Here is an 18,527-nt window from a genome sequence, read left to right as displayed (position 1 = left end):
ATGAACAAACATGAACCAGTTAATACTCGCATCTCAATCACCTAGAAGAAAAGAATTGCTTGATTTAGCAGGGTTTTCTTATGACATTCAAGCAAGTGATTTAAAAGAAGAAATAAATCGAAACCTTTCTCCTGCTGAGAACGTCCAATGGTTGGCAGAACAAAAAGCAAATGATATTCAAAAAATACATCCCAAAGCTGTGATCATTGGTGCAGATACAATTGTTGCAATTGATGGCAAATGTCTTGGGAAGCCAAAAGACAAGGAAGATGCAGCCTCAATGCTTCAATTATTGTCAGGTAAGACACATCAAGTCTTGACTGGTGTCACGATTCAATCAGAGAATAGAAAAGAAACATTTTATGAACAGACAGACGTGACATTTTGGCCGCTTACACAAGATGAAATAGACCGCTATATTGAAACAGGTGAGCCCCTTGATAAAGCTGGAAGCTATGGCATTCAAGGAAAAGGTGCCCTGTTTGTACAAAAAATAGACGGTGATTATTTTTCCGTTGTAGGACTCCCTATTGCTAAAACAGTCAGAGTGCTTGAAACATTTGGTATCACCCCTTTTTGATGACGGGAAGGAATCAAAAAAGGAGTGTAGATCTTGAATCATTTCCCTATGCTGCTGAAGCATTTTCCTCATGATGAAAAGCCGCGCGAACGATTTGTCAAATATGGCCCAAGCAGCTTATCAAGCCATGAACTTGTCGCAATTCTTTTGAGAACAGGCACAAAAAAGGAATCAGTTCTTCAAGTGTCCGCAAGACTTTTGCAAACATTTGGTGGTCTTCGTTCTGTGAAGGAAGCTTCGATTGAAGAACTATCAAAGATTCGAGGAGTTGGAAAAGCGAAGGCGATCTCTCTTTTAGCTGCTTTAGAACTCGGCACTAGATTACACCATCAAACGACGGACAATCGTTATGTGATCCGCACGCCGGAAGATGGTGCGAATTTTGTGATGGAAGATATGAGATTTTTGACGCAGGAGAATTTCGTTTGTCTTTATCTCAATACCAAAAATCAAGTTCTTCATAAACATACTGTGTTTATCGGAAGTCTAAATTCGTCGATTGTTCACCCGCGCGAAATTTTTAAAGAGGCCTTTAAACGTTCGGCCGCTTCATTTATATGTGTGCACAACCATCCATCTGGAGATCCGACGCCCAGCAGGGAAGATATTGAAGTCACACAGCGACTTTTTGAATGTGGAAAGCTGATTGGAATACAGCTGCTTGATCATCTAGTGATCGGTGATCAAAAATTTGTGAGTTTGAAGGAAAAAGGGTATTTGTAACACTTTTTTTTTCAATGTTTTACGATATAATAGAGTTTATGAGTTTTTCCCTAAAGGGAATTTTGGTTTAAGAAAGGAAGATACATACATATGTTTGGAATTGGTACAAAAGACCTTGGAATAGATCTTGGAACAGCGAATACGCTTGTTTTTATTAAAGGAAAAGGCATTGTTGTGAGAGAACCTTCGGTCGTAGCTTTGGAAACTGATACGAAGTCTATAGTGGCGGTTGGAAATGACGCTAGAAACATGATCGGTCGTACACCTGGTAATGTTGTGGCACTGCGCCCAATGAAAGACGGAGTCATTGCAGACTACGAGACGACAGCAACAATGATGAAATATTACATTAATCAAGCATTAAAAGGTAAAGGGCTTTTTGCTCGTAAACCGTACGTGATGGTGTGTGTACCATCTGGTATTACAGCAGTAGAAGAGCGTGCAGTCATTGATGCAACAAGACAAGCTGGTGCTCGTGACGCATACCCTATTGAAGAGCCATTTGCTGCGGCAATCGGTGCTAACCTTCCTGTATGGGAGCCAACTGGAAGCATGGTTGTAGATATTGGCGGCGGTACAACAGAAGTAGCCATTATTTCACTTGGCGGTATTGTGACATCTCAATCGATCCGTGTGGCAGGAGACGAGATGGATGATGCGATCAGCAGCTACATTCGTAAAACGTATAATCTTATGATTGGTGATCGCACGTCAGAAGCGATTAAAATGGAAATCGGTTCTGCGCAGCCTGACGTACATGATGAGATGGACATTCGCGGCCGTGACCTTTTAACAGGTCTGCCAAAAACGATCTCTATTACGGCAGAAGAAATTGCAAAAGCGCTTCGCGATACGGTGGAAACAATTGTCGATGCGGTCAAAATGACACTTGAAAAAACGCCACCTGAGCTGGCAGCAGATATTATGGACCGTGGAATCGTTTTAACAGGCGGTGGTGCATTGCTACGTAATCTTGACAAAGTCATTAGTGATGAAACAAAAATGCCGGTCATTATTGCTGAAGATCCGCTTGACTGTGTGGCGATCGGAACAGGGAAAGCACTAGAACATATTCACTTGTTCAAAGGAAAATCTAAAGATAATCGATAATTGGGCGTAAATAAAGAGGTGTAAGACATGCCGCAGTTTTTTATGAATAAAAGATTAATGTTGCTCCTTGTCTGTGTCATCGTACTGGTGGCCATGATTGGTTTTTCAGTGAAAAGCGGCAGAGGTGCTTCATGGCCGGAAAAATTAGTGGGGGATACGACAGGCTTTTTTCAAGGTGTCTTTCATAAACCATCACAATTTATTGCCGGTATTTATGGGAACGTACAAGATTTAAAGAACACATATGATGAAAACGAGCGTCTTCGAAAAAAACTTGATGGACAAACCCAATATGAGGCGAAACTTCAAGAACTAGAAGATGAGAACAAAAAGCTTCGCAAGCAGCTCGGATATGTGAACTCTATTCGTGACTACACGCCCATTCTTTCAACAGTCATTGCGAGAAACCCGTCCCTTTGGGATAGTTTTGTCATGATTGATAAAGGGAAAAAACAAGGCGTTGAAAAAGATATGGCGGTCACCAATGAGAGTGGTGCGTTAATTGGGAAAATTGAAAGTGATAAGCTCAACAATTTTACGTCGACTGTAAGGTTGCTAAGCTCTACAGATCAAAATAATAGAATTTCAACGAAAATTTTTGCGAAAAAGGGCAAAGAAGAACTCAATGGAATTATTAACGGTTATGACAGCAAGAAAAAAATGCTGACAATGAACATTTTAAAATCCGATGCTGATGGGGATGTCAAAAAAGGAGATCTCGTTGAAACATCTGGAGCAGGGGGCGTATTCCCGCAGGGCTTGACGATTGGAAAGGTAAGCGAAATTGAGCCGGACCATTACGGACTGACAAAAATTATTTATGTAGAACCAGCTGCTGAACTCAATAATTTAGACCGCGTGATTGTTGTGAATCGCAGTACAAGTTCGGCAGATGCATCTCAATTAACGAAGGAGGAAGGCTCGTGAAACGTGTCCTTCTTGCTTTCGTCATGTTGTTTATTTTCGTATTTGACAGTATTTTTGTCGATTTAGTGAAGCTCCCATTTGTTTCAGATAATCAAATTTTAGCACCTCATTTCATCTTACTCGCACTTGTATTTATGACAGCTTTTGTGAATCAAAAATATGGTGTGATTTATGGATTTATCTTTGGACTTTTATATGATATTTCGTATACAGGTATTCTTGGTGTTCATATGTTTGGCTTTGGTGCGCTCTGCTATTTGTTAGCAAAAGCCTTCAAAGTTCTCCAAACGAATATGTTAGTCGTTGTCTTTCTATCGATGATTGCTGTTGCAGTGATGGAGTTTTATGTGTACGGCGTTCAAGCGACGATTCAACCAGGTATTATGCCTTTTAATACGTATGTCATCGAACGCTTTATTCCAACGATTCTTTTAAATACTGCTGCGTCTCTCATACTTGTTGTGCCGCTTAGGCTCTTTTTCATCAATGTGAAACAAGGACTGATCGACAAATAAAAGCAGGAGTTTGTCCAATTACGGCGAAATGAGTATGTTGTTGAGGTGAGCATCTTGAAAACTCAAAAACAGCAGTATGTGACAATAAAAGGTACAAAAAACGGATTAACATTACAGCTAAATGATGACTGTTCGTTTGAAGACCTTCTTTCTGGCTTGCGAGAGGTTCTTTTACTTGAGCAATATACAGATGGAAGAGAAGGACATAAAGTCAATGTGCATATTAAACTTGGTTTTCGATATTTAACAGAGGATCAAGAGGCGCGTTTAACTGAAGCGGTGTCTGAAAATGAACATCTCGTCATTCACTCTATTGAAAGTGACGTCATGTCAACTGAAGAGGCGAGACGTTTAAAAGCAGAGGCTGAGATTACTTCTGTAGCAAAAATTGTACGCTCTGGACAGGTGCTTTATGTCGAAGGGGATCTTTTATTAATAGGAGATGTCAACCCTGGCGGAACCATTCGTGCAGGGGGGAATATTTTTGTGCTCGGTGCATTAAAAGGTGTAGCGCATGCTGGATGTAATGGAAACAAACAAGCTGTGATTGCGGCATCTCATATGATTCCAACCCAGCTTCGCATCGCACAGGTGTTTAACCGTGCACCGGATCAAAAAGAAGATGGAAATGAAATGGAATGTGCTTATTTAGATATAGATGGCAATATGATCATTGAACGCCTGCAGCAATTGGCTCATATAAGACCTAATCTGACAAGGCTTGAGGGAGGAATGTGAAATTGGGCGAGGCTATTGTGATTACCTCAGGAAAAGGCGGCGTTGGCAAAACAACAACATCTGCAAACTTAGGCACAGCACTAGCAATTCAAGGGAAAAAAGTGTGTCTAGTTGATACCGACATCGGCCTTCGGAATTTAGATGTCGTGATGGGGCTTGAAAACCGCATTATTTATGATCTAGTCGATGTAGTAGAAGGAAGATGCAAGATTCACCAAGCGCTTGTGAAGGATAAGCGGTTCGAGGATCTGTTGTATCTTTTACCTGCTGCTCAAACAAGCGATAAAACGGCGGTAGAGCCGGAGCAGATCAAAGAATTAATTCAATCATTGAAACAAGACTTTGATTATGTTGTCATTGATTGCCCTGCTGGAATTGAGCAAGGCTTTAAAAATGCTGTATCAGGTGCTGACAAAGCGATTGTGGTCACGACACCTGAAATCTCAGCTGTGAGAGATGCAGACCGAATTATCGGCTTGCTGGAACAAGAGGATATTGAACCGCCTCGTTTGATTGTGAACCGCATTCGTACACACATGGCGAAAAATGGCGATTCGATGGATGTGGATGAAGTTGTTCATCATTTATCAATTGATCTTCTCGGCATTGTAGCCGATGATGATGATGTCATTAAGGCTTCAAACAATGGTGAACCGATTGTCATGGATGCTAAAAATAAAGTTTCCATTGCGTATCGCAATATTGCTCGCCGCGTACTAGGTGAATCTGTTCCTCTTCAATCCTTTGAAGAAGAAAACAAAGGGATGTTTGCAAAGCTGAAAGCATTTTTCGGTGTAAGAGCATAATGATTCACGTGAGATGAGACCGATTCGATGAGAATCGGTCTTTTTGGTGCATATCATATGAGGTCGCCACATAAAATGTACAAACTGTTTGTATGTAAAGGGTGATCTTATGAAAAGAGTGGACGAGTATCGAAAGAAAATAGCGCAGCGCCGCAAAATGAAGCAGCCAGCTGCAGCCCCTAAGAAGGCAGCTTTCAAGAAGAAAGATGATATTCCGCCATGGGTCATGTTAACAGAAGAAGAAAAGCATTCTGGCTCGGCTTCCTACGAGTCAACTTCTCATCAGCCGAAAAAATTTCGCCATCCGTTATTTCATTCAAATACATTTGTGCTTAAATGTTTACTTTCTGCCTCTCTTGTACTGATTGCCGCTATTTCATTTAAAGGACAGGCGGGGCCTTTTCAGCAGCTGAAGCCGATGATCAGTCAAACCTTTGAACAAGATTTTCAATTTGCCGCCGCCAACCGGTGGTTTGAGAAGACTGTCGGAAACCCACTTGCCTTTTTAACCGATAAAAAAGAAGGACAAAAGGACGTACAAGCCAATCAAGAGCTGGCTGTCCCTGCCTCTGGAAAAGTGCAGGAATCCTTTACGCAAAATGGTGCCGGAGTGAAAGTTGAAACATCTGCTGAAGCCATCGATAGTATGAAAGAAGGCTATGTCGTAGAAGTGAAAAAGAAAAGTGATACGGGGCTCACAGTCGTGGTGCAGCATGCAGATAACAGCTACAGCTGGTACGGCCAACTAAAAGAAGCTGATGTGGCTTTATACGATTTTGTCGATAAAGGGGAAAAAATTGGTCAAATTGCGCTTGATAAACAAGGCAAGGGGACATATTACTTCGCCATTAAGCAAAATGAACAGTTTATTGATCCCATTCAGGTGATGACCTTTGAATAGATGGCTGCTCATGCTGACAAAGGTCCATGTTCACCCGCTCCTTTGGATAGTCATGGCATTTGCCATGCTATCAGGTCAAATTAAGCCGTTGCTTTGTCTGCTCATCATCGTCTGTGTCCATGAGCTTGGACATGCAGCGGCTGCTTGTTATTATCACTGGCGGATTCGGCGGATTTTTTTACTGCCATTTGGCGGGGCGGTAGAAGTAGAAGAGCATGGGAACCGTCCGCTAAAAGAAGAGTTGGCGGTCATTTTATGCGGACCGCTTCAGCATGTCCCGCTCCAGCTCGTCGCCTGGCTTCTCATGGAAGCCTCACTTATCTCATATGATGTCTTTACGATGTTTACTTTTTATAATGTAGCGATTTTTTTAGTGAACCTTTTGCCCATTTGGCCACTTGATGGCGGGAAATTATTCTTTTTGCTCTTATCTGTTTTTTACCCTTTCCAACAGGCACATGCCCTTGCAATAAAAGGCTCTCTCATTTTTTTCGGTCTTTTGACAGCAGGGTTACTCTGTTTTGCTCCGCTGCAATTCAACGGCTGGATCCTGCTCACTTTTTTAGCCTACTCGCTTGTGATGGAGCACCGGCAGCGGCATTATATCAGGGTACGTTTTTTACTAGAACGTTATTACGGTAAAAAAGAGCAAAAGGTAGAGAAACTCATTCCGCTGAGAGCCAGTGCTGAGGAGAAAATATATGAAGTGATGGCGCGATTCCAAAGGGGCTGTAAGCATCCCATTATTATCGAACGGAATGGTGTGAAAATGAGCCAGCTAGATGAAAATGAATTGCTCCATGCTTATTTTTCAGATCGAAGAACCACCTCTTCCATGGAAGATCTTCTTTTGCCGTACTAATGGTGAAAATACATTGACATTCAGCGTCTAATTTGATATATTTTTTAATGTTATGGATATGTAGCACCCGTGCTACAACCGCGCGGAGCAGGTGTAAAGTGCCTATTGGCCCCCTGTATTCGGCGAGTCTGAGTTTATTAGGAGGTGCAGAGATGTACGCAATTATCGAAACTGGTGGTAAACAAGTAAAAGTTGAAGAAGGTCAAACTGTTTATGTTGAAAAACTAGCTGCTGAAGCAGGTGAAACAGTTACTTTCGAAAACGTATTGTTTGTCGGCGGAGACACTGTCAAAGTGGGTAACCCTTCAGTTGCTGGAGCAACAGTAACGGCTAAAGTTGAAAAACAAGGTCGCGGTAAGAAAATTACTGTGTTCAAGTACAAACCGAAGAAAAACAACCACAAAAAACAAGGTCATCGTCAACCTTACACTAAAGTTGTTATCGAAAAAATCAACGCTTAAGGCGTGTGAGTGATATGATCAAAGCAACCATTACTCGGTCGCCGGCAGATGAAAGCATTACGTCTTTTCAGATGACTGGACATGCCGAGTTTGCTGAAAAAGGTCAGGATCTCGTTTGTGCAGGTGTATCTGCTGTTGTTTTCGGATCAGTCAATTCAATTATTGCACTGACAGGAATGGATCCACTGCTTGATATTGGAGATGAAGGCGGGTATTTCTCTTTTGAACTGCCAGCTGATACAGATCCAGTCACCTTTGAAAAAGCCCAGTTGCTTTTAGAAGGCATGGTCGTTTCCTTAGAAACAATTGAACGAGATTATCACGATTATGTGAGAATATCTACAAAAAAATAGGAGGTGAACTTCATGCTTAGATTAGATCTTCAATTTTTCGCATCTAAAAAAGGGGTAGGTTCTACAAAGAACGGACGTGACTCTGAGTCTAAACGTTTAGGCGCTAAACGTGCTGATGGTCAATTCGTAACTGGTGGTTCTATCCTTTATCGTCAACGTGGAACGAAAATCTATCCAGGTGAAAACGTTGGACGCGGAGGCGACGACACTCTTTTCGCTAAAATCGACGGAACGGTTAAATTCGAACGTTTCGGTCGTGACCGTAAAAAAGTGAGCGTATATCCTGCGGCACAATAATTGCTAAAAACTCCGGTCATTGACTGGAGTTTTTTTCACTATTCAGGGAGCTTTTGCGCTTTTTACAAGTAGTACCGAAGATGATAAAAGAAGATGCACTCCATAAATATCAAAGAATGTTTGCTGACTTTGCCTCATTTTCTCCTATACGATCAGAAAAAACAACCTTTCCTCACATAACTAGTGTTTTTCTAAGCTGTCTTCTCTGTTATAATTCAGGGAGACATATTGATGATAAGACTCCTAAAAGAGAGACCAAACGATTGGGAGTGCGATAATGGAAGAGATACCAAGTAAACAAAACGAAAAATTAACTCACGTTGCATTAACGAATGAATTGATCCATTTGCTTAGTCGTTCAAGACACGACTGGATGAATAAATTGCAGTTAATCAAAGGCAACTTGACATTAGAAAAATATGACCGAGTGTTCGAAATAATAGAAGAAATGGTCATTGAAGCACAGCATGAATCCAAACTCTCAAATTTAAAAATTCCCCAATTGGCCTATTACTTTCTAACCTTTAATTGGGAGTCGCATTTTATCACCCTAGAATATGAAGTGCTTGGTGAAACCCGAGACTTATCAGCATATGAATCGCAGCTGCTAACGGTATCACGGGAGTTGTTTTCGATATTCGATCAATCAGTTTGCCAAAAAACTGAAAATCATTTAACGGTCACTTTCCAAACGGATCATGAAGAGAATGATGTGATCTTATATTTTGATTTCAAAGGAAAATTAACAAGTTTGGATGCGTTAAATGCGTTTCATGACGCAAACTATCCATGTATGAGTATAACGCAATTTCATGTGACGAATCACGAGTCCATGATTGAGCTTTGTTTGAGGCAAGAACGAGATATGTGATGCAGAGAAACGGAGGAAGTTATGTTTGTAGATCAGGTTAAAGTGTATGTTAAAGGCGGTGACGGCGGAAACGGTATGGTGGCGTTCCGTCGTGAAAAATATGTGCCAAAAGGCGGGCCAGCAGGCGGCGATGGCGGAAATGGTGCAGATGTAGTATTTGAAGTAGACGAAGGACTCAGAACGTTAATGGACTTTCGTTATAAGCGTCATTTCAAGGCGGACCGCGGTGAGCATGGAATGAGTAAAAACCAGCATGGCCGAAATGCGGAAGAAATGATTGTTAAAGTTCCGCCGGGTACAGTGGTGACAGATGCCGAGACGGAACAAGTACTAGCTGACTTGACAGAGCATGGACAGCGGGCTGTGATTGCCAAAGGTGGACGTGGTGGACGTGGAAATTCACGCTTCGCAACACCAGCAAACCCTGCACCACAGCTGTCTGAAAACGGTGAGCCAGGTAAAGAACGTGACGTCATCTTAGAATTAAAAGTACTTGCAGATGTTGGACTTGTTGGTTTCCCAAGTGTCGGGAAGTCAACACTGCTTTCGATTGTCTCTTCTGCGAAACCAAAAATTGCGGATTATCATTTTACAACGCTTGTGCCAAACCTCGGAGTTGTTGAAACAGACGATAACCGAAGCTTTGTCATGGCGGATCTGCCAGGACTGATCGAAGGAGCGCACGAAGGTGTTGGCTTAGGTCATCAATTTTTACGCCACATTGAACGTACACGTGTCATTGTCCATGTCATTGATATGTCTGGACTTGAAGGGCGTGACCCATACGAAGATTACGTGACGATTAACGAAGAGCTTGAGCAATACAACATGAGATTGACAGAGCGTCCGCAAATCATTGTAGCGAACAAAATGGACATGCCGGATGCAGCTGACAATCTAGCGGCATTTAAAGAAAAATTAACAGATGACTATAAAGTGTTCCCAATTAGTGCGATCACAAGAGAAGGGCTTCGTGAGCTCTTATTTGAAATTGCCAATCAGCTTGAAACAACACCGGAATTCCCGCTCTACAATGAAGAAGAGCTCTCTGATAACCGTGTGATGTACAAGTTTGATGAAGGAGAAGCAGCATTTGAGATCTCAAGAGATCCTGATGGTACGTTTGTCTTAACTGGTAAAGCACTTGAGCGACTGTTTAAGATGACAGATTTCTCAAGAGACGAGTCAGTGAAACGATTCTCTAGACAGCTGCGCGGAATGGGCGTTGATGATGCCCTGCGTGAACGTGGTGCAAAAGATGGAGACATCATTCGTCTGCTTGAATTTGAATTTGAATTTATCGATTGATCAAAAGGAGGGTCCAGTTCATGGGCTCTCCCGTTTTTAAAAGGGGAGAAAACAGGTGAAAGAAGAAACGTTCTATTTAGTAAGAGAGGATGTACTTCCGGATGCGATGCGAAAAACGCTTGAAGTCAAAAAGCTTCTCGATCGCAAAAAAGCGGATTCAGTTGCTGATGCTGTTCAAAAAGCGGATTTAAGCCGCAGTGCTTTTTATAAATATCGAGATGCTGTTTTTCCATTTTATACTATGGTCAAAGAGCAGATCATCACATTGTTTTTCCACCTGGAGGATCGGTCTGGGGCTCTGTCTAGGCTGCTGCAAATTGTGGCTGACTCTGGCTGTAATGTGTTATCCATTCACCAAACGATTCCGCTGCAAGGAAGAGCGAATGTTACCCTGTCGATCAGTACGGCCGGCATGGCAGATGATATCAATACAGTCATGAATCAATTAAGAAAACTTGAATTTGTCGAAAAAGTTGAAATTCTAGGTTCTGGGGCGTAAAAGGAGAGATCATAGCAGATGAAGCAATTAACGGTAGGTTACTTTGGACCAGAGGCCACATTTACTCATTTGGCTGTCTGTTCTTGTTTTCCAAAAGAAGCAGAGCAACGGGCTTATGCAACCATTCCGCAATGTATGGATGCCGTGTCAAAGGGAGAAGTAGATTTGGCGGTCGTTCCACTTGAAAATGCACTCGAAGGATCTGTGAACTTAACGATTGATTATTTAATTCATGAGGACGCTTTGTCCATTGTGGGCGAAATGACAGCACCGATTCGCCAGCACCTGCTTGTCCATCCATCGAGAGCGGAGAGCTGGGAGACATTAGATGTGATTCAGTCACATCCGCACGCCATTGCGCAGTGTCATCAATTTTTGAAGAGGCAGTTCCCTGATATTCCGCATCGGCCAGTGGAATCAACAGGCTATGCAGCAAAATACATCAGTGAGCATCCAGATGAAGCTGTTGGTGCGATTGCGAATGAAATCGCCGCAAAAACGTACGGATTGACGATTGCGAAAAAAGACATTCATGATTATCCGCACAATCATACACGCTTTGTTATTTTACATAAAGAGGCGAAGGCATCGTTCCCAATGAATTCTGGTTTTTCTTCAAAGCCAAAAACGACCATTGTTGTCAGCCTGCCAAAGGATGATCAGTCAGGTGCATTGCACCGCGTGTTATCAGCTTTTTCATGGCGGAATCTCAATTTGTCCAAAATTGAATCGCGTCCGACAAAAACAGGCCTTGGACACTATTTATTTATCATTGATATCGAAAAAGAGATGGATGATGTACTTGTCCCTGGCGCCATTCAAGAATTAGAAGCGATTGGCTGTGAAGTGAAACTACTCGGCAGCTATCAAACATATGAATTAACGAATGAAAAATAGTGTCCTGCAGGGGACACTATTTTTTTAGTCTTTAATGAGAAATCCAGCGTCATCAAGCGCTTGAATGGCTTGGTCAAGCTGCTTTTGGCTGTAGGAAGTAAGGGTATGTAAGTGTACGCCGTCTGTCAGCTCTGATAAGTAGGAGGCGCCTGTATTAGAAATATGATGTACGAAGTCAGCCACTTGTTTGCGCGTACTCACTCGAATAGAGGCCGTTAGCTCCCCGTAGACAGGGTGCTCAATCATCACGTCTTTCACCGTTACACCGTAGTCTACAATCAGTGTGAGCTCCTCTTCTGTACGATGAGGATCGTGCTTGCAAGCGATAATCTGTTCAATTTCAGTTTCCGGTGTATGCTGCGCCATATACACATAGCCTTGGCTTGTGGCAATAATGGGTTCGTTTTTTGCTTTGAGTAATGAAATATCTTGTACAATGACTTGTCGTGAGACAGCGGCTTTTTTGGCTAAAAAACTTCCAGTGAGTGGTGTATCAGTCTCTTTCAGCCACTTTAAAATGGCGTTTCTTCTTTCTTCGCCAATGAGTTTTCTCTCTTGTTCCACGTTTTATGCTCCTTTCTTCTCCTTTTGCAAGCGCTCAAATGTATGCAAAAGCTGATCGATGTCATCCTTTGATGATCCTCGTCCAAATGATAGTCGAATAAATTGAAGGGCATCACGATCTGATACATGTAATGCCTTTACAGCAGGGGAAGGGTGATGATAACCAGAAGCGCATGCACTTCCAGTAGATATACAAATTCCCTGCCGGTTACAAGCTAACATTACATATTGTCCTTCAAACCCTTCAAAAAAACAACCAATAATATGAGGCAGCGTGCGGCGCTGGTCATTTTCTTGCAGCATGCGGACAGGCAGCTGCCTTTTTTTTAGCTGCTGAAGAAAATAATCACGAAGCTGAATATCTAGCTGTTGCTGTTGATCTATTTTCAGCATGATTTGCTCGCTCGCGGCCACAAAAGCACCAATGCAAGGTACGTTCACTGTCCCTGGGCGTAGACCATTTTCCTGTACAGTATGTTGATATATAGGCTTCCAAGGGACATGTGCTCCCATATAGACAGCACCGGCGCCCTTAGGTGCATACACTTTATGACTCGAAATGGAGAGGGCATCAACCCCAAGTTCTTTAATCGACACATGCATTTTTCCGAATGTCTGCACTGCATCTGTATGAAAAAGAATATCTCTTTCTTTTAAGAGCGTCGCTAATTCAGCTAATGGCTGAATAATCCCAGTTTCTGAGTTGGCATGCTGGATGGATACTAGTCCGGTTTCAGGCAATAGAGCCTGTTTGAGAATCTCCTTTGTGATAATTCCTTCTTGATTCGGGTCTATGACCGTCACCTTCACACCGAGACGCTCCAAGGCATTGACCGCATGATGAACGGAAGGGTGCTCTACTGATGTGGTAATGACATGCTGTTTATGTGGAGGTAGCCCATTTATGATCGATTGAATCGCAAGGATATTGGATTCAGTTCCGCCACTTGTAAAGTAAATGCCATCAGGTTCGCCCCCTAGAATCGCTGCAAGTGATTGTCTGCTGTAAGCCAAGATTTCATTTGCTCTTCCTCCTGCATCATGCAGGCTGCTCGCATTTCCGTAACATTCTTTGCTCAACTGCTGAAATACATGCAGTGATTCCTCAGAAACAGGTGTAGAAGCTGCATAATCTAAATAAATCAAATCCATCCATCTCCTGTGTGAAAATTTTTTCTTGTATTTATTGTAGTGTTGTGTAATGATATGTGTCAAGACAGGTGTAAATGACAGGAGGGGCAATTGTGTCATCTATTAAAAAAGTCATTGTGGTGGGGTCGGGCATTGCGGCTCTTTCCTTTGTGAATACGATCTCAGAGAACTGCCAAGTCATCATGATGACAAAAAAACAATTTTCCTCTAGTAATTCCATGCTCGCACAAGGGGGAATCGCTGCAGCCTTTTCCGCACATGATTCTGTCGATCAGCATGTGCAAGACACTTTAGCTGCGGGGTGTGGTCACAATGATGACAAAACTGTACAGGAGATCGTCCGTCATGGAAAAGATCTTGTAAAGAAGCTCGTAGAAGAGGGCTGCCCATTTGATCGAGATGAAACGGGAATCCCGCAGTTAGGTAAAGAGGGAGCCCATACGACCCATCGTATTCTGCATGCAGGAGGAGATCAAACGGGAAAAACCCTCGTGCAGTTTTTGAAAGGGAAGCTCGGCTCACACATTCATGTATACGAAAATCATCATGTCATGGATCTGTTAGTTCATGATGGGGTATGTACAGGTGTTGTGTGGAAAGACGAAAAAGGTCATGTACATACAATGACCGCAGATGCAGTTGTATTATCCACTGGCGGCTGTGGATCCTTATATGAGACAAACACAAATGATCCGTCTGTGACAGGAGATGGTCTGATGATGGCCTATCGCGCAGGGGCACAGCTAGTAGATCTCGAATTTGTGCAATTCCATCCGACCCTTTTGACCACTTCAGGTAAAGCGATCGGGCTCGTATCAGAGGCAGTCAGGGGAGAGGGCGCCTATTTAGAAGATGAATCAGGCAGGCGGATCATGAAAGGAATCCACCCACAGAGCGATTTAGCGCCTAGAGATGTGGTGGCAAGGACCATTTTCCATGAGCAGCAACTCGGTCATTCCATTTATCTGAACATCCGTGATATTCCGCATTTTTCTGCACGTTTTCCTGCGATTGCTTCGATGTGTCAGCGTGCGGGAGTTGATATGGCAAGCGGGAGGCTGCCAGTTTCACCCGGTATGCACTTTTTAATGGGTGGAATTAAGGTGAATGAACATGGAGAAACAACAGTTCCATCACTTTTCGCCATTGGTGAAGCTGCTTGTACAGGTTTACACGGCGCCAATCGACTGGCAAGTAATTCGCTCTTAGAAGGTCTCGTTCTAGGAAACAACGCAGCACGGTATATTGAGCGGTTGCAAGCCCGGCAAGATAAAAAACTTGCTCCTTCCATTCAAGAAGTATGGTCTGTCCCAACGGTGTCACTGGCTCAGCTCAGAAAATGGATGACAGCATATGCCGCAATTGTGAGAGATGAGAAAGGCTTACAGACTTTGCTCGATCATTTAGAACAAGTCTCTTTTCAGCAAATCAATGTGAAGAATATCACAAATGAACAGATCGAAATAACTAATCAATGGGCTTTAGCCATATGCCTTGTCAAATCTGCATTACTCCGAACAGAAAGCAGGGGCGGTCATTATCGCACCGATTATCCTAATCGGCACGATGCCTCGTGGCGAGCAAAACAGATTGTACATGAACAGGGCCATATTTATATCGTAAAAAATGAAAGGATTGGTGCCAAATGGAACGTTTACAGTTAAAGCAAATGCTCACTCATTTTTTAAAAGAAGATATTGGGTTTGGAGATGTATCCGCTGATGCCATTTTTGGAGACAAGAAAGGAACAGCTTATATCATGGCGAAACAATCAGGCGTATTGGCCGGGACGCAAGTCATTGATATGGGATACAAACTGCTGAATGAACAAGTTCAAACTGAGCTGTTTTTCCAGGAAGGTGATTGGATTCAGGAAGGGGCTGTACTGGCACAAATAACTGGCCCCGTTAACGACTTGCTGAAAGGGGAGCGGGTGGTGTTGAATATCCTGCAAAGAATGACAGGGATTGCTACACTAACGCATGAAGCAGTAGAGCGATTAGCTGATCCATCTATTACGATTTGTGATACGAGAAAGACGACACCCGGTTTGCGCATGATGGAGAAGTACGCAGTAAAAGTCGGAGGCGGAAAGAATCATCGTTTCGGCTTATCCGATGGGGTGATGATTAAAGATAATCATATTGCGGCTTGTGGTTCTATCAGGGAAGCTGTGGAGAAAGCAAGAGCATACGCCGGTCATATGGTGAAAATTGAAGTGGAAATTGAATCAGAAGCACAGCTGATGGAAGCCATTGATGCCAAAGCAGATGTCATCATGTTTGACAACTGCTCTCCAGACGAAGTGAAGCGCTTTAAACAAATGACTCCTGAAACCATATTGACAGAGGCATCTGGCGGCATCACGTTAGAGAATGTGGCTAACTACCGGGGGACAGGTGTAGACCTTATTTCACTTGGATTCCTCACACATTCTGCTCCATCATTCGATTTTAGTATGAATATGGAATTCAGCCATAAAGGGGGAACGACTCATGTCCATGCTTGATGTGTTAGCAGCGCAGCATACAGCCATGATGCCAGATGAATATAAACAGCGCTCTTATGATGAAATGAAAGAGAGAGTATTAGAGATTAAACGCGCCTTTGGATCAAAGCTTTTTATACCGGGTCATCATTATCAAAAAGATGAAGTCATCCAATTTGCTGATGTGACAGGTGATTCATTGCAGCTTGCACAAATTGCTGCTGACAATCACGAAGCAGAATACATTGTATTTTGCGGGGTTCATTTTATGGCAGAAACGGCCGATATGCTATCAAAAAAGAATCAGCACGTCTTTTTGCCAGATATGAGAGCAGGTTGTTCAATGGCAGATATGGCGAATATGAAACAAACAGACAGGGCGTGGGATAAGCTCACTGAGCTGTTTGGAGATACGATCCTTCCGCTGACTTATGTAAACTCAACGGCTGATATTAAAGCATTTGTCGGCAAACATGGCGGATCGACTGTCACATCTTCAAACGCTAAAAAAGTATTGGAGTGGGCGCTGACCCAAAAAGAGCGGATTCTTTTTCTTCCTGATCAGCATTTAGGGCGTAACACGGCCTATGATTTAGGGATTCCGCTAGAGGAAATGGCTGTCTGGGATCAAATAGAAGAAAAGCTCATCACCGACCAACCGCTTCATCGAATCAAAATGATTTTATGGAAAGGTCATTGCTCTGTTCATGAGAAATTTACCATTGAGAATATTGAACAAACGAGAAAACGAGACCGTGACATACAGATTCTTGTTCATCCAGAGTGTACACATGAAGTCGTAAAGGCTTCTGATCTAGCTGGTTCAACGAAATTTATTATTGATACGATCAAGCAGGCACCAGCAGGAAGCAAGTGGGCCATTGGAACAGAAATGAATTTAGTGAAACGCATCATTGACCAGCACCCTGACAAACAAATCGAATCCCTTAATCCAGATATGTGTCCATGTTTGACAATGAACCGTATTGATCTGCCTCATCTACTATGGTCACTTGAAAGCATTGAAAAAGGGGAGCCGGTCGGTTTGATTCAAGTGAATGAAGAGACGACAAAAGAGGCATTGCTCGCTTTAAATAAAATGCTCACCATTAAATAATGAAGTGTCCCCTCCTATCAGAAAACAAGTTTTTATCATATCGGCTTGTAAATAGGCATAAATTTATGTTGAAACATATTGTACTTCTGACATAACCGCTACGTTCACGTTTTGCATAGGAGGGGAAAACGTTGAAAATTCATATTGTGCAAAAAGGAGACTCCCTTTGGAAAATTTCAAAGAAGTACGGAGTCGACTTTCAAGAATTGAAAAAATTAAATTCGCAGCTCAGTAATCCAGATTTGATCATGCCAGGAATGAAAATCAAAATTCCATCTAGTGGTGTTCCTGTGAAAACCGATCATCACAAAGCAAAAGAAATGCCAAAAGCAAAAGAACACCCGTATGTAAAAGAAAAGCCAAAGGATGTCGTGCAAGTTCAAGATACGAAGCCGAAGGAAAAGCCGAATGAACCGGTACCTTATGTGCCACCAGTACCAAAGATTGAACAGCCAGTTTTTCCACAAGTTGATGTAAACTATTATCAGACGAATCTCTACCAGCCATTCACGCCTCCTCCCAAAAAAGAACATCATGAGAAAAAAGATCACGTTCATGAAAAGAAAGATCATGTTCATGAGAAAAAGGATCATAAAGATCACAAGGACCATTTTCATCATGAAAATAAGGATCATTTCAAAGATGAAGTGGCAAAGGGATATGATCCATTCATTCATATCCCACATCAAAAAGAGGAGGGAAAAGATATGGAACATAGTAATTACCCAAACCTTCCTAATTTCCCGCAAATGCCGAATGTTGGAGGGGCAGCAGTAGGGGGCATGGCTGAAAATAAAGAGCATCACCACCATCATCAAGAGTCATATGATCCTTATTATGGTTATGGTCATGGTCATTACATGCCAGCAATGTATCCATATCCGCAGCAAATGGTACCCGCTTCTCCTATTTTACCGGGATCAGGCCTTTGTTATCCGGTACAGCCGTATTATCACCATCACATGATGCCGTATCCTTACCCGGCGGCTCAGCCTTATTATCCTGCGTATCAAGCACCGGCTTATTACGGTGAACATCATGAGCATCATGCAAACGATGGGCATCACTGGCACCACTATATGCATCCAAATGCAGGCGCAAATGTAAATGCAAATGCAAATGCAAATGCCAATCAAGGCTTTTATCCAAACGCTCCAAATGAAGCATATGGCAAGGAAGACTGCGGATGCGATGATGGGATGAAGCATCATCAACCATGGCCTGGACATTATCCAAACCCTGTTCCATATGGTCAAATGGGTGCTTATCCAGCACAGCCTTATATGCAGCAGCCTTATCAAAACCCATCTGTCTTTGCAAGACCAGAAGAAGACGAAGAAGATTAATGACACAAGGGA

The 18,527-nt window shown here is 42.6% G+C and carries 22 protein-coding genes and 1 other annotated feature; of the genes, 20 read left to right on the top strand and 2 right to left on the bottom strand.

Going from position 1 to position 18,527, the window contains the following annotated elements; genetic code table 11:
• The first annotated feature begins 10 nt into the window (after nucleotides 1–10).
• The 16 genes from NSQ64_RS14400 to pheA all read left to right on the top strand — a co-directional run bounded on the left by NSQ64_RS14400 (nucleotide 11) and on the right by pheA (nucleotide 11,848).
• Nucleotides 11–580, top strand: coding sequence for a Maf family protein (locus NSQ64_RS14400; protein WP_007501543.1), 570 nt, complete (start codon nucleotides 11–13; stop codon nucleotides 578–580).
• Nucleotides 581–628: 48 nt separating this feature from the next.
• Nucleotides 629–1,303 carry a RadC family protein gene (radC, locus tag NSQ64_RS14395; protein WP_341018333.1) on the top strand — a complete coding sequence of 225 codons (675 nt, stop codon included), beginning with the start codon at nucleotides 629–631 and terminating at the stop codon, nucleotides 1,301–1,303.
• Between the two features lie 90 nt (nucleotides 1,304–1,393).
• Complete coding sequence (locus NSQ64_RS14390; protein ID WP_007501538.1) at nucleotides 1,394–2,413, top strand: rod shape-determining protein; 1,020 nt, start codon at nucleotides 1,394–1,396, stop codon at nucleotides 2,411–2,413.
• Nucleotides 2,414–2,440: 27 nt separating this feature from the next.
• Nucleotides 2,441–3,340, top strand: coding sequence for a rod shape-determining protein MreC (gene mreC, locus NSQ64_RS14385; RefSeq protein WP_024718400.1), 900 nt, complete (start codon nucleotides 2,441–2,443; stop codon nucleotides 3,338–3,340).
• Nucleotides 3,337–3,855, top strand: coding sequence for a rod shape-determining protein MreD (gene mreD / locus NSQ64_RS14380; protein ID WP_341017058.1), 519 nt, complete (start codon nucleotides 3,337–3,339; stop codon nucleotides 3,853–3,855). Before mreC ends, mreD begins: the two co-directional genes overlap by 4 nt.
• A 54-nt stretch (nucleotides 3,856–3,909) precedes the next feature.
• A complete protein-coding gene (gene minC / locus NSQ64_RS14375; protein WP_007501533.1) occupies nucleotides 3,910–4,593 on the top strand; it encodes a septum site-determining protein MinC in 684 nt (227 codons plus the stop codon).
• A gap of 2 nt (nucleotides 4,594–4,595) precedes the next feature.
• Nucleotides 4,596–5,399, top strand: a complete 804-nt coding sequence (minD, locus tag NSQ64_RS14370; protein WP_017358134.1) for a septum site-determining protein MinD — start codon at nucleotides 4,596–4,598, stop codon at nucleotides 5,397–5,399.
• 109 nt (nucleotides 5,400–5,508) lie between these two features.
• Entirely contained in the window at nucleotides 5,509–6,300 is a 792-nt protein-coding gene (locus NSQ64_RS14365; protein ID WP_024718399.1) for a M23 family metallopeptidase, read from the top strand.
• A complete protein-coding gene (locus NSQ64_RS14360; protein WP_024718398.1) occupies nucleotides 6,293–7,162 on the top strand; it encodes a M50 family metallopeptidase in 870 nt (289 codons plus the stop codon). Before NSQ64_RS14365 ends, NSQ64_RS14360 begins: the two co-directional genes overlap by 8 nt.
• Nucleotides 7,163–7,228: 66 nt before the next feature.
• Nucleotides 7,229–7,302 (top strand) — a sequence feature (ribosomal protein L21 leader region).
• Nucleotides 7,303–7,314: 12 nt separating this feature from the next.
• Nucleotides 7,315–7,623 (top strand): 50S ribosomal protein L21, encoded by a 309-nt coding sequence (gene rplU, locus NSQ64_RS14355; RefSeq protein WP_003216781.1) that lies wholly within the window; start codon nucleotides 7,315–7,317, stop codon nucleotides 7,621–7,623.
• Nucleotides 7,624–7,637: 14 nt separating this feature from the next.
• On the top strand, nucleotides 7,638–7,976 hold the full coding sequence (locus tag NSQ64_RS14350; protein WP_007501524.1) for a ribosomal-processing cysteine protease Prp: 339 nt from the start codon (nucleotides 7,638–7,640) through the stop codon (nucleotides 7,974–7,976).
• 12 nt (nucleotides 7,977–7,988) lie between these two features.
• Entirely contained in the window at nucleotides 7,989–8,273 is a 285-nt protein-coding gene (rpmA, locus tag NSQ64_RS14345) for a 50S ribosomal protein L27 (RefSeq protein ID WP_003216586.1), read from the top strand.
• A gap of 277 nt (nucleotides 8,274–8,550) precedes the next feature.
• Nucleotides 8,551–9,144 carry a sporulation initiation phosphotransferase B gene (locus NSQ64_RS14340; protein ID WP_007501522.1) on the top strand — a complete coding sequence of 198 codons (594 nt, stop codon included), beginning with the start codon at nucleotides 8,551–8,553 and terminating at the stop codon, nucleotides 9,142–9,144.
• Between the two features lie 21 nt (nucleotides 9,145–9,165).
• Entirely contained in the window at nucleotides 9,166–10,452 is a 1,287-nt protein-coding gene (obgE, locus tag NSQ64_RS14335) for a GTPase ObgE (protein ID WP_007501521.1), read from the top strand.
• Nucleotides 10,453–10,507: 55 nt separating this feature from the next.
• On the top strand, nucleotides 10,508–10,951 hold the full coding sequence (locus NSQ64_RS14330; RefSeq protein ID WP_008342790.1) for an ACT domain-containing protein: 444 nt from the start codon (nucleotides 10,508–10,510) through the stop codon (nucleotides 10,949–10,951).
• A gap of 18 nt (nucleotides 10,952–10,969) precedes the next feature.
• Nucleotides 10,970–11,848 carry a prephenate dehydratase gene (gene pheA / locus NSQ64_RS14325; protein ID WP_039167032.1) on the top strand — a complete coding sequence of 293 codons (879 nt, stop codon included), beginning with the start codon at nucleotides 10,970–10,972 and terminating at the stop codon, nucleotides 11,846–11,848.
• Nucleotides 11,849–11,872: 24 nt separating this feature from the next.
• Here pheA and NSQ64_RS14320 read toward each other — a convergent pair whose 3' ends face one another.
• Together NSQ64_RS14320 and NSQ64_RS14315 are read right to left on the bottom strand one after the other, a co-directional pair.
• Complete coding sequence (locus NSQ64_RS14320) at nucleotides 11,873–12,412, bottom strand: transcription repressor NadR (RefSeq protein ID WP_024718395.1); 540 nt, start codon at nucleotides 12,410–12,412, stop codon at nucleotides 11,873–11,875.
• A gap of 3 nt (nucleotides 12,413–12,415) precedes the next feature.
• Nucleotides 12,416–13,564: an IscS subfamily cysteine desulfurase gene (locus NSQ64_RS14315; protein WP_341017053.1), complete on the bottom strand. Its 1,149-nt coding sequence runs from the start codon at nucleotides 13,562–13,564 to the stop codon at nucleotides 12,416–12,418.
• Nucleotides 13,565–13,656: 92 nt separating this feature from the next.
• On the opposite strand from NSQ64_RS14315, the gene nadB reads away from it, so the two are divergent.
• The 4 genes from nadB to safA all read left to right on the top strand — a co-directional run bounded on the left by nadB (nucleotide 13,657) and on the right by safA (nucleotide 18,515).
• Complete coding sequence (gene nadB, locus NSQ64_RS14310; protein ID WP_341017051.1) at nucleotides 13,657–15,228, top strand: L-aspartate oxidase; 1,572 nt, start codon at nucleotides 13,657–13,659, stop codon at nucleotides 15,226–15,228.
• A complete protein-coding gene (gene nadC / locus NSQ64_RS14305) occupies nucleotides 15,210–16,073 on the top strand; it encodes a carboxylating nicotinate-nucleotide diphosphorylase (RefSeq protein WP_341017049.1) in 864 nt (287 codons plus the stop codon). The genes nadB and nadC overlap by 19 nt, the downstream gene beginning before the upstream one ends.
• A complete protein-coding gene (nadA, locus tag NSQ64_RS14300) occupies nucleotides 16,060–17,169 on the top strand; it encodes a quinolinate synthase NadA (protein WP_047947110.1) in 1,110 nt (369 codons plus the stop codon). The genes nadC and nadA overlap by 14 nt, the downstream gene beginning before the upstream one ends.
• Before the next feature lie 131 nt (nucleotides 17,170–17,300).
• Entirely contained in the window at nucleotides 17,301–18,515 is a 1,215-nt protein-coding gene (safA, locus tag NSQ64_RS14295) for a SafA/ExsA family spore coat assembly protein (RefSeq protein ID WP_341017047.1), read from the top strand.
• The last annotated feature ends 12 nt before the right edge of the window (nucleotides 18,516–18,527 follow it).

It is taken from the genome of Bacillus sp. FSL W8-0183, from assembly GCF_038006825.1.
GTDB lineage: Bacteria > Bacillota > Bacilli > Bacillales > Bacillaceae > Bacillus > Bacillus altitudinis.
Note: the sequence above shows the minus strand (reverse complement) of the source record. Positions and strands in the feature narration are given on the sequence as shown.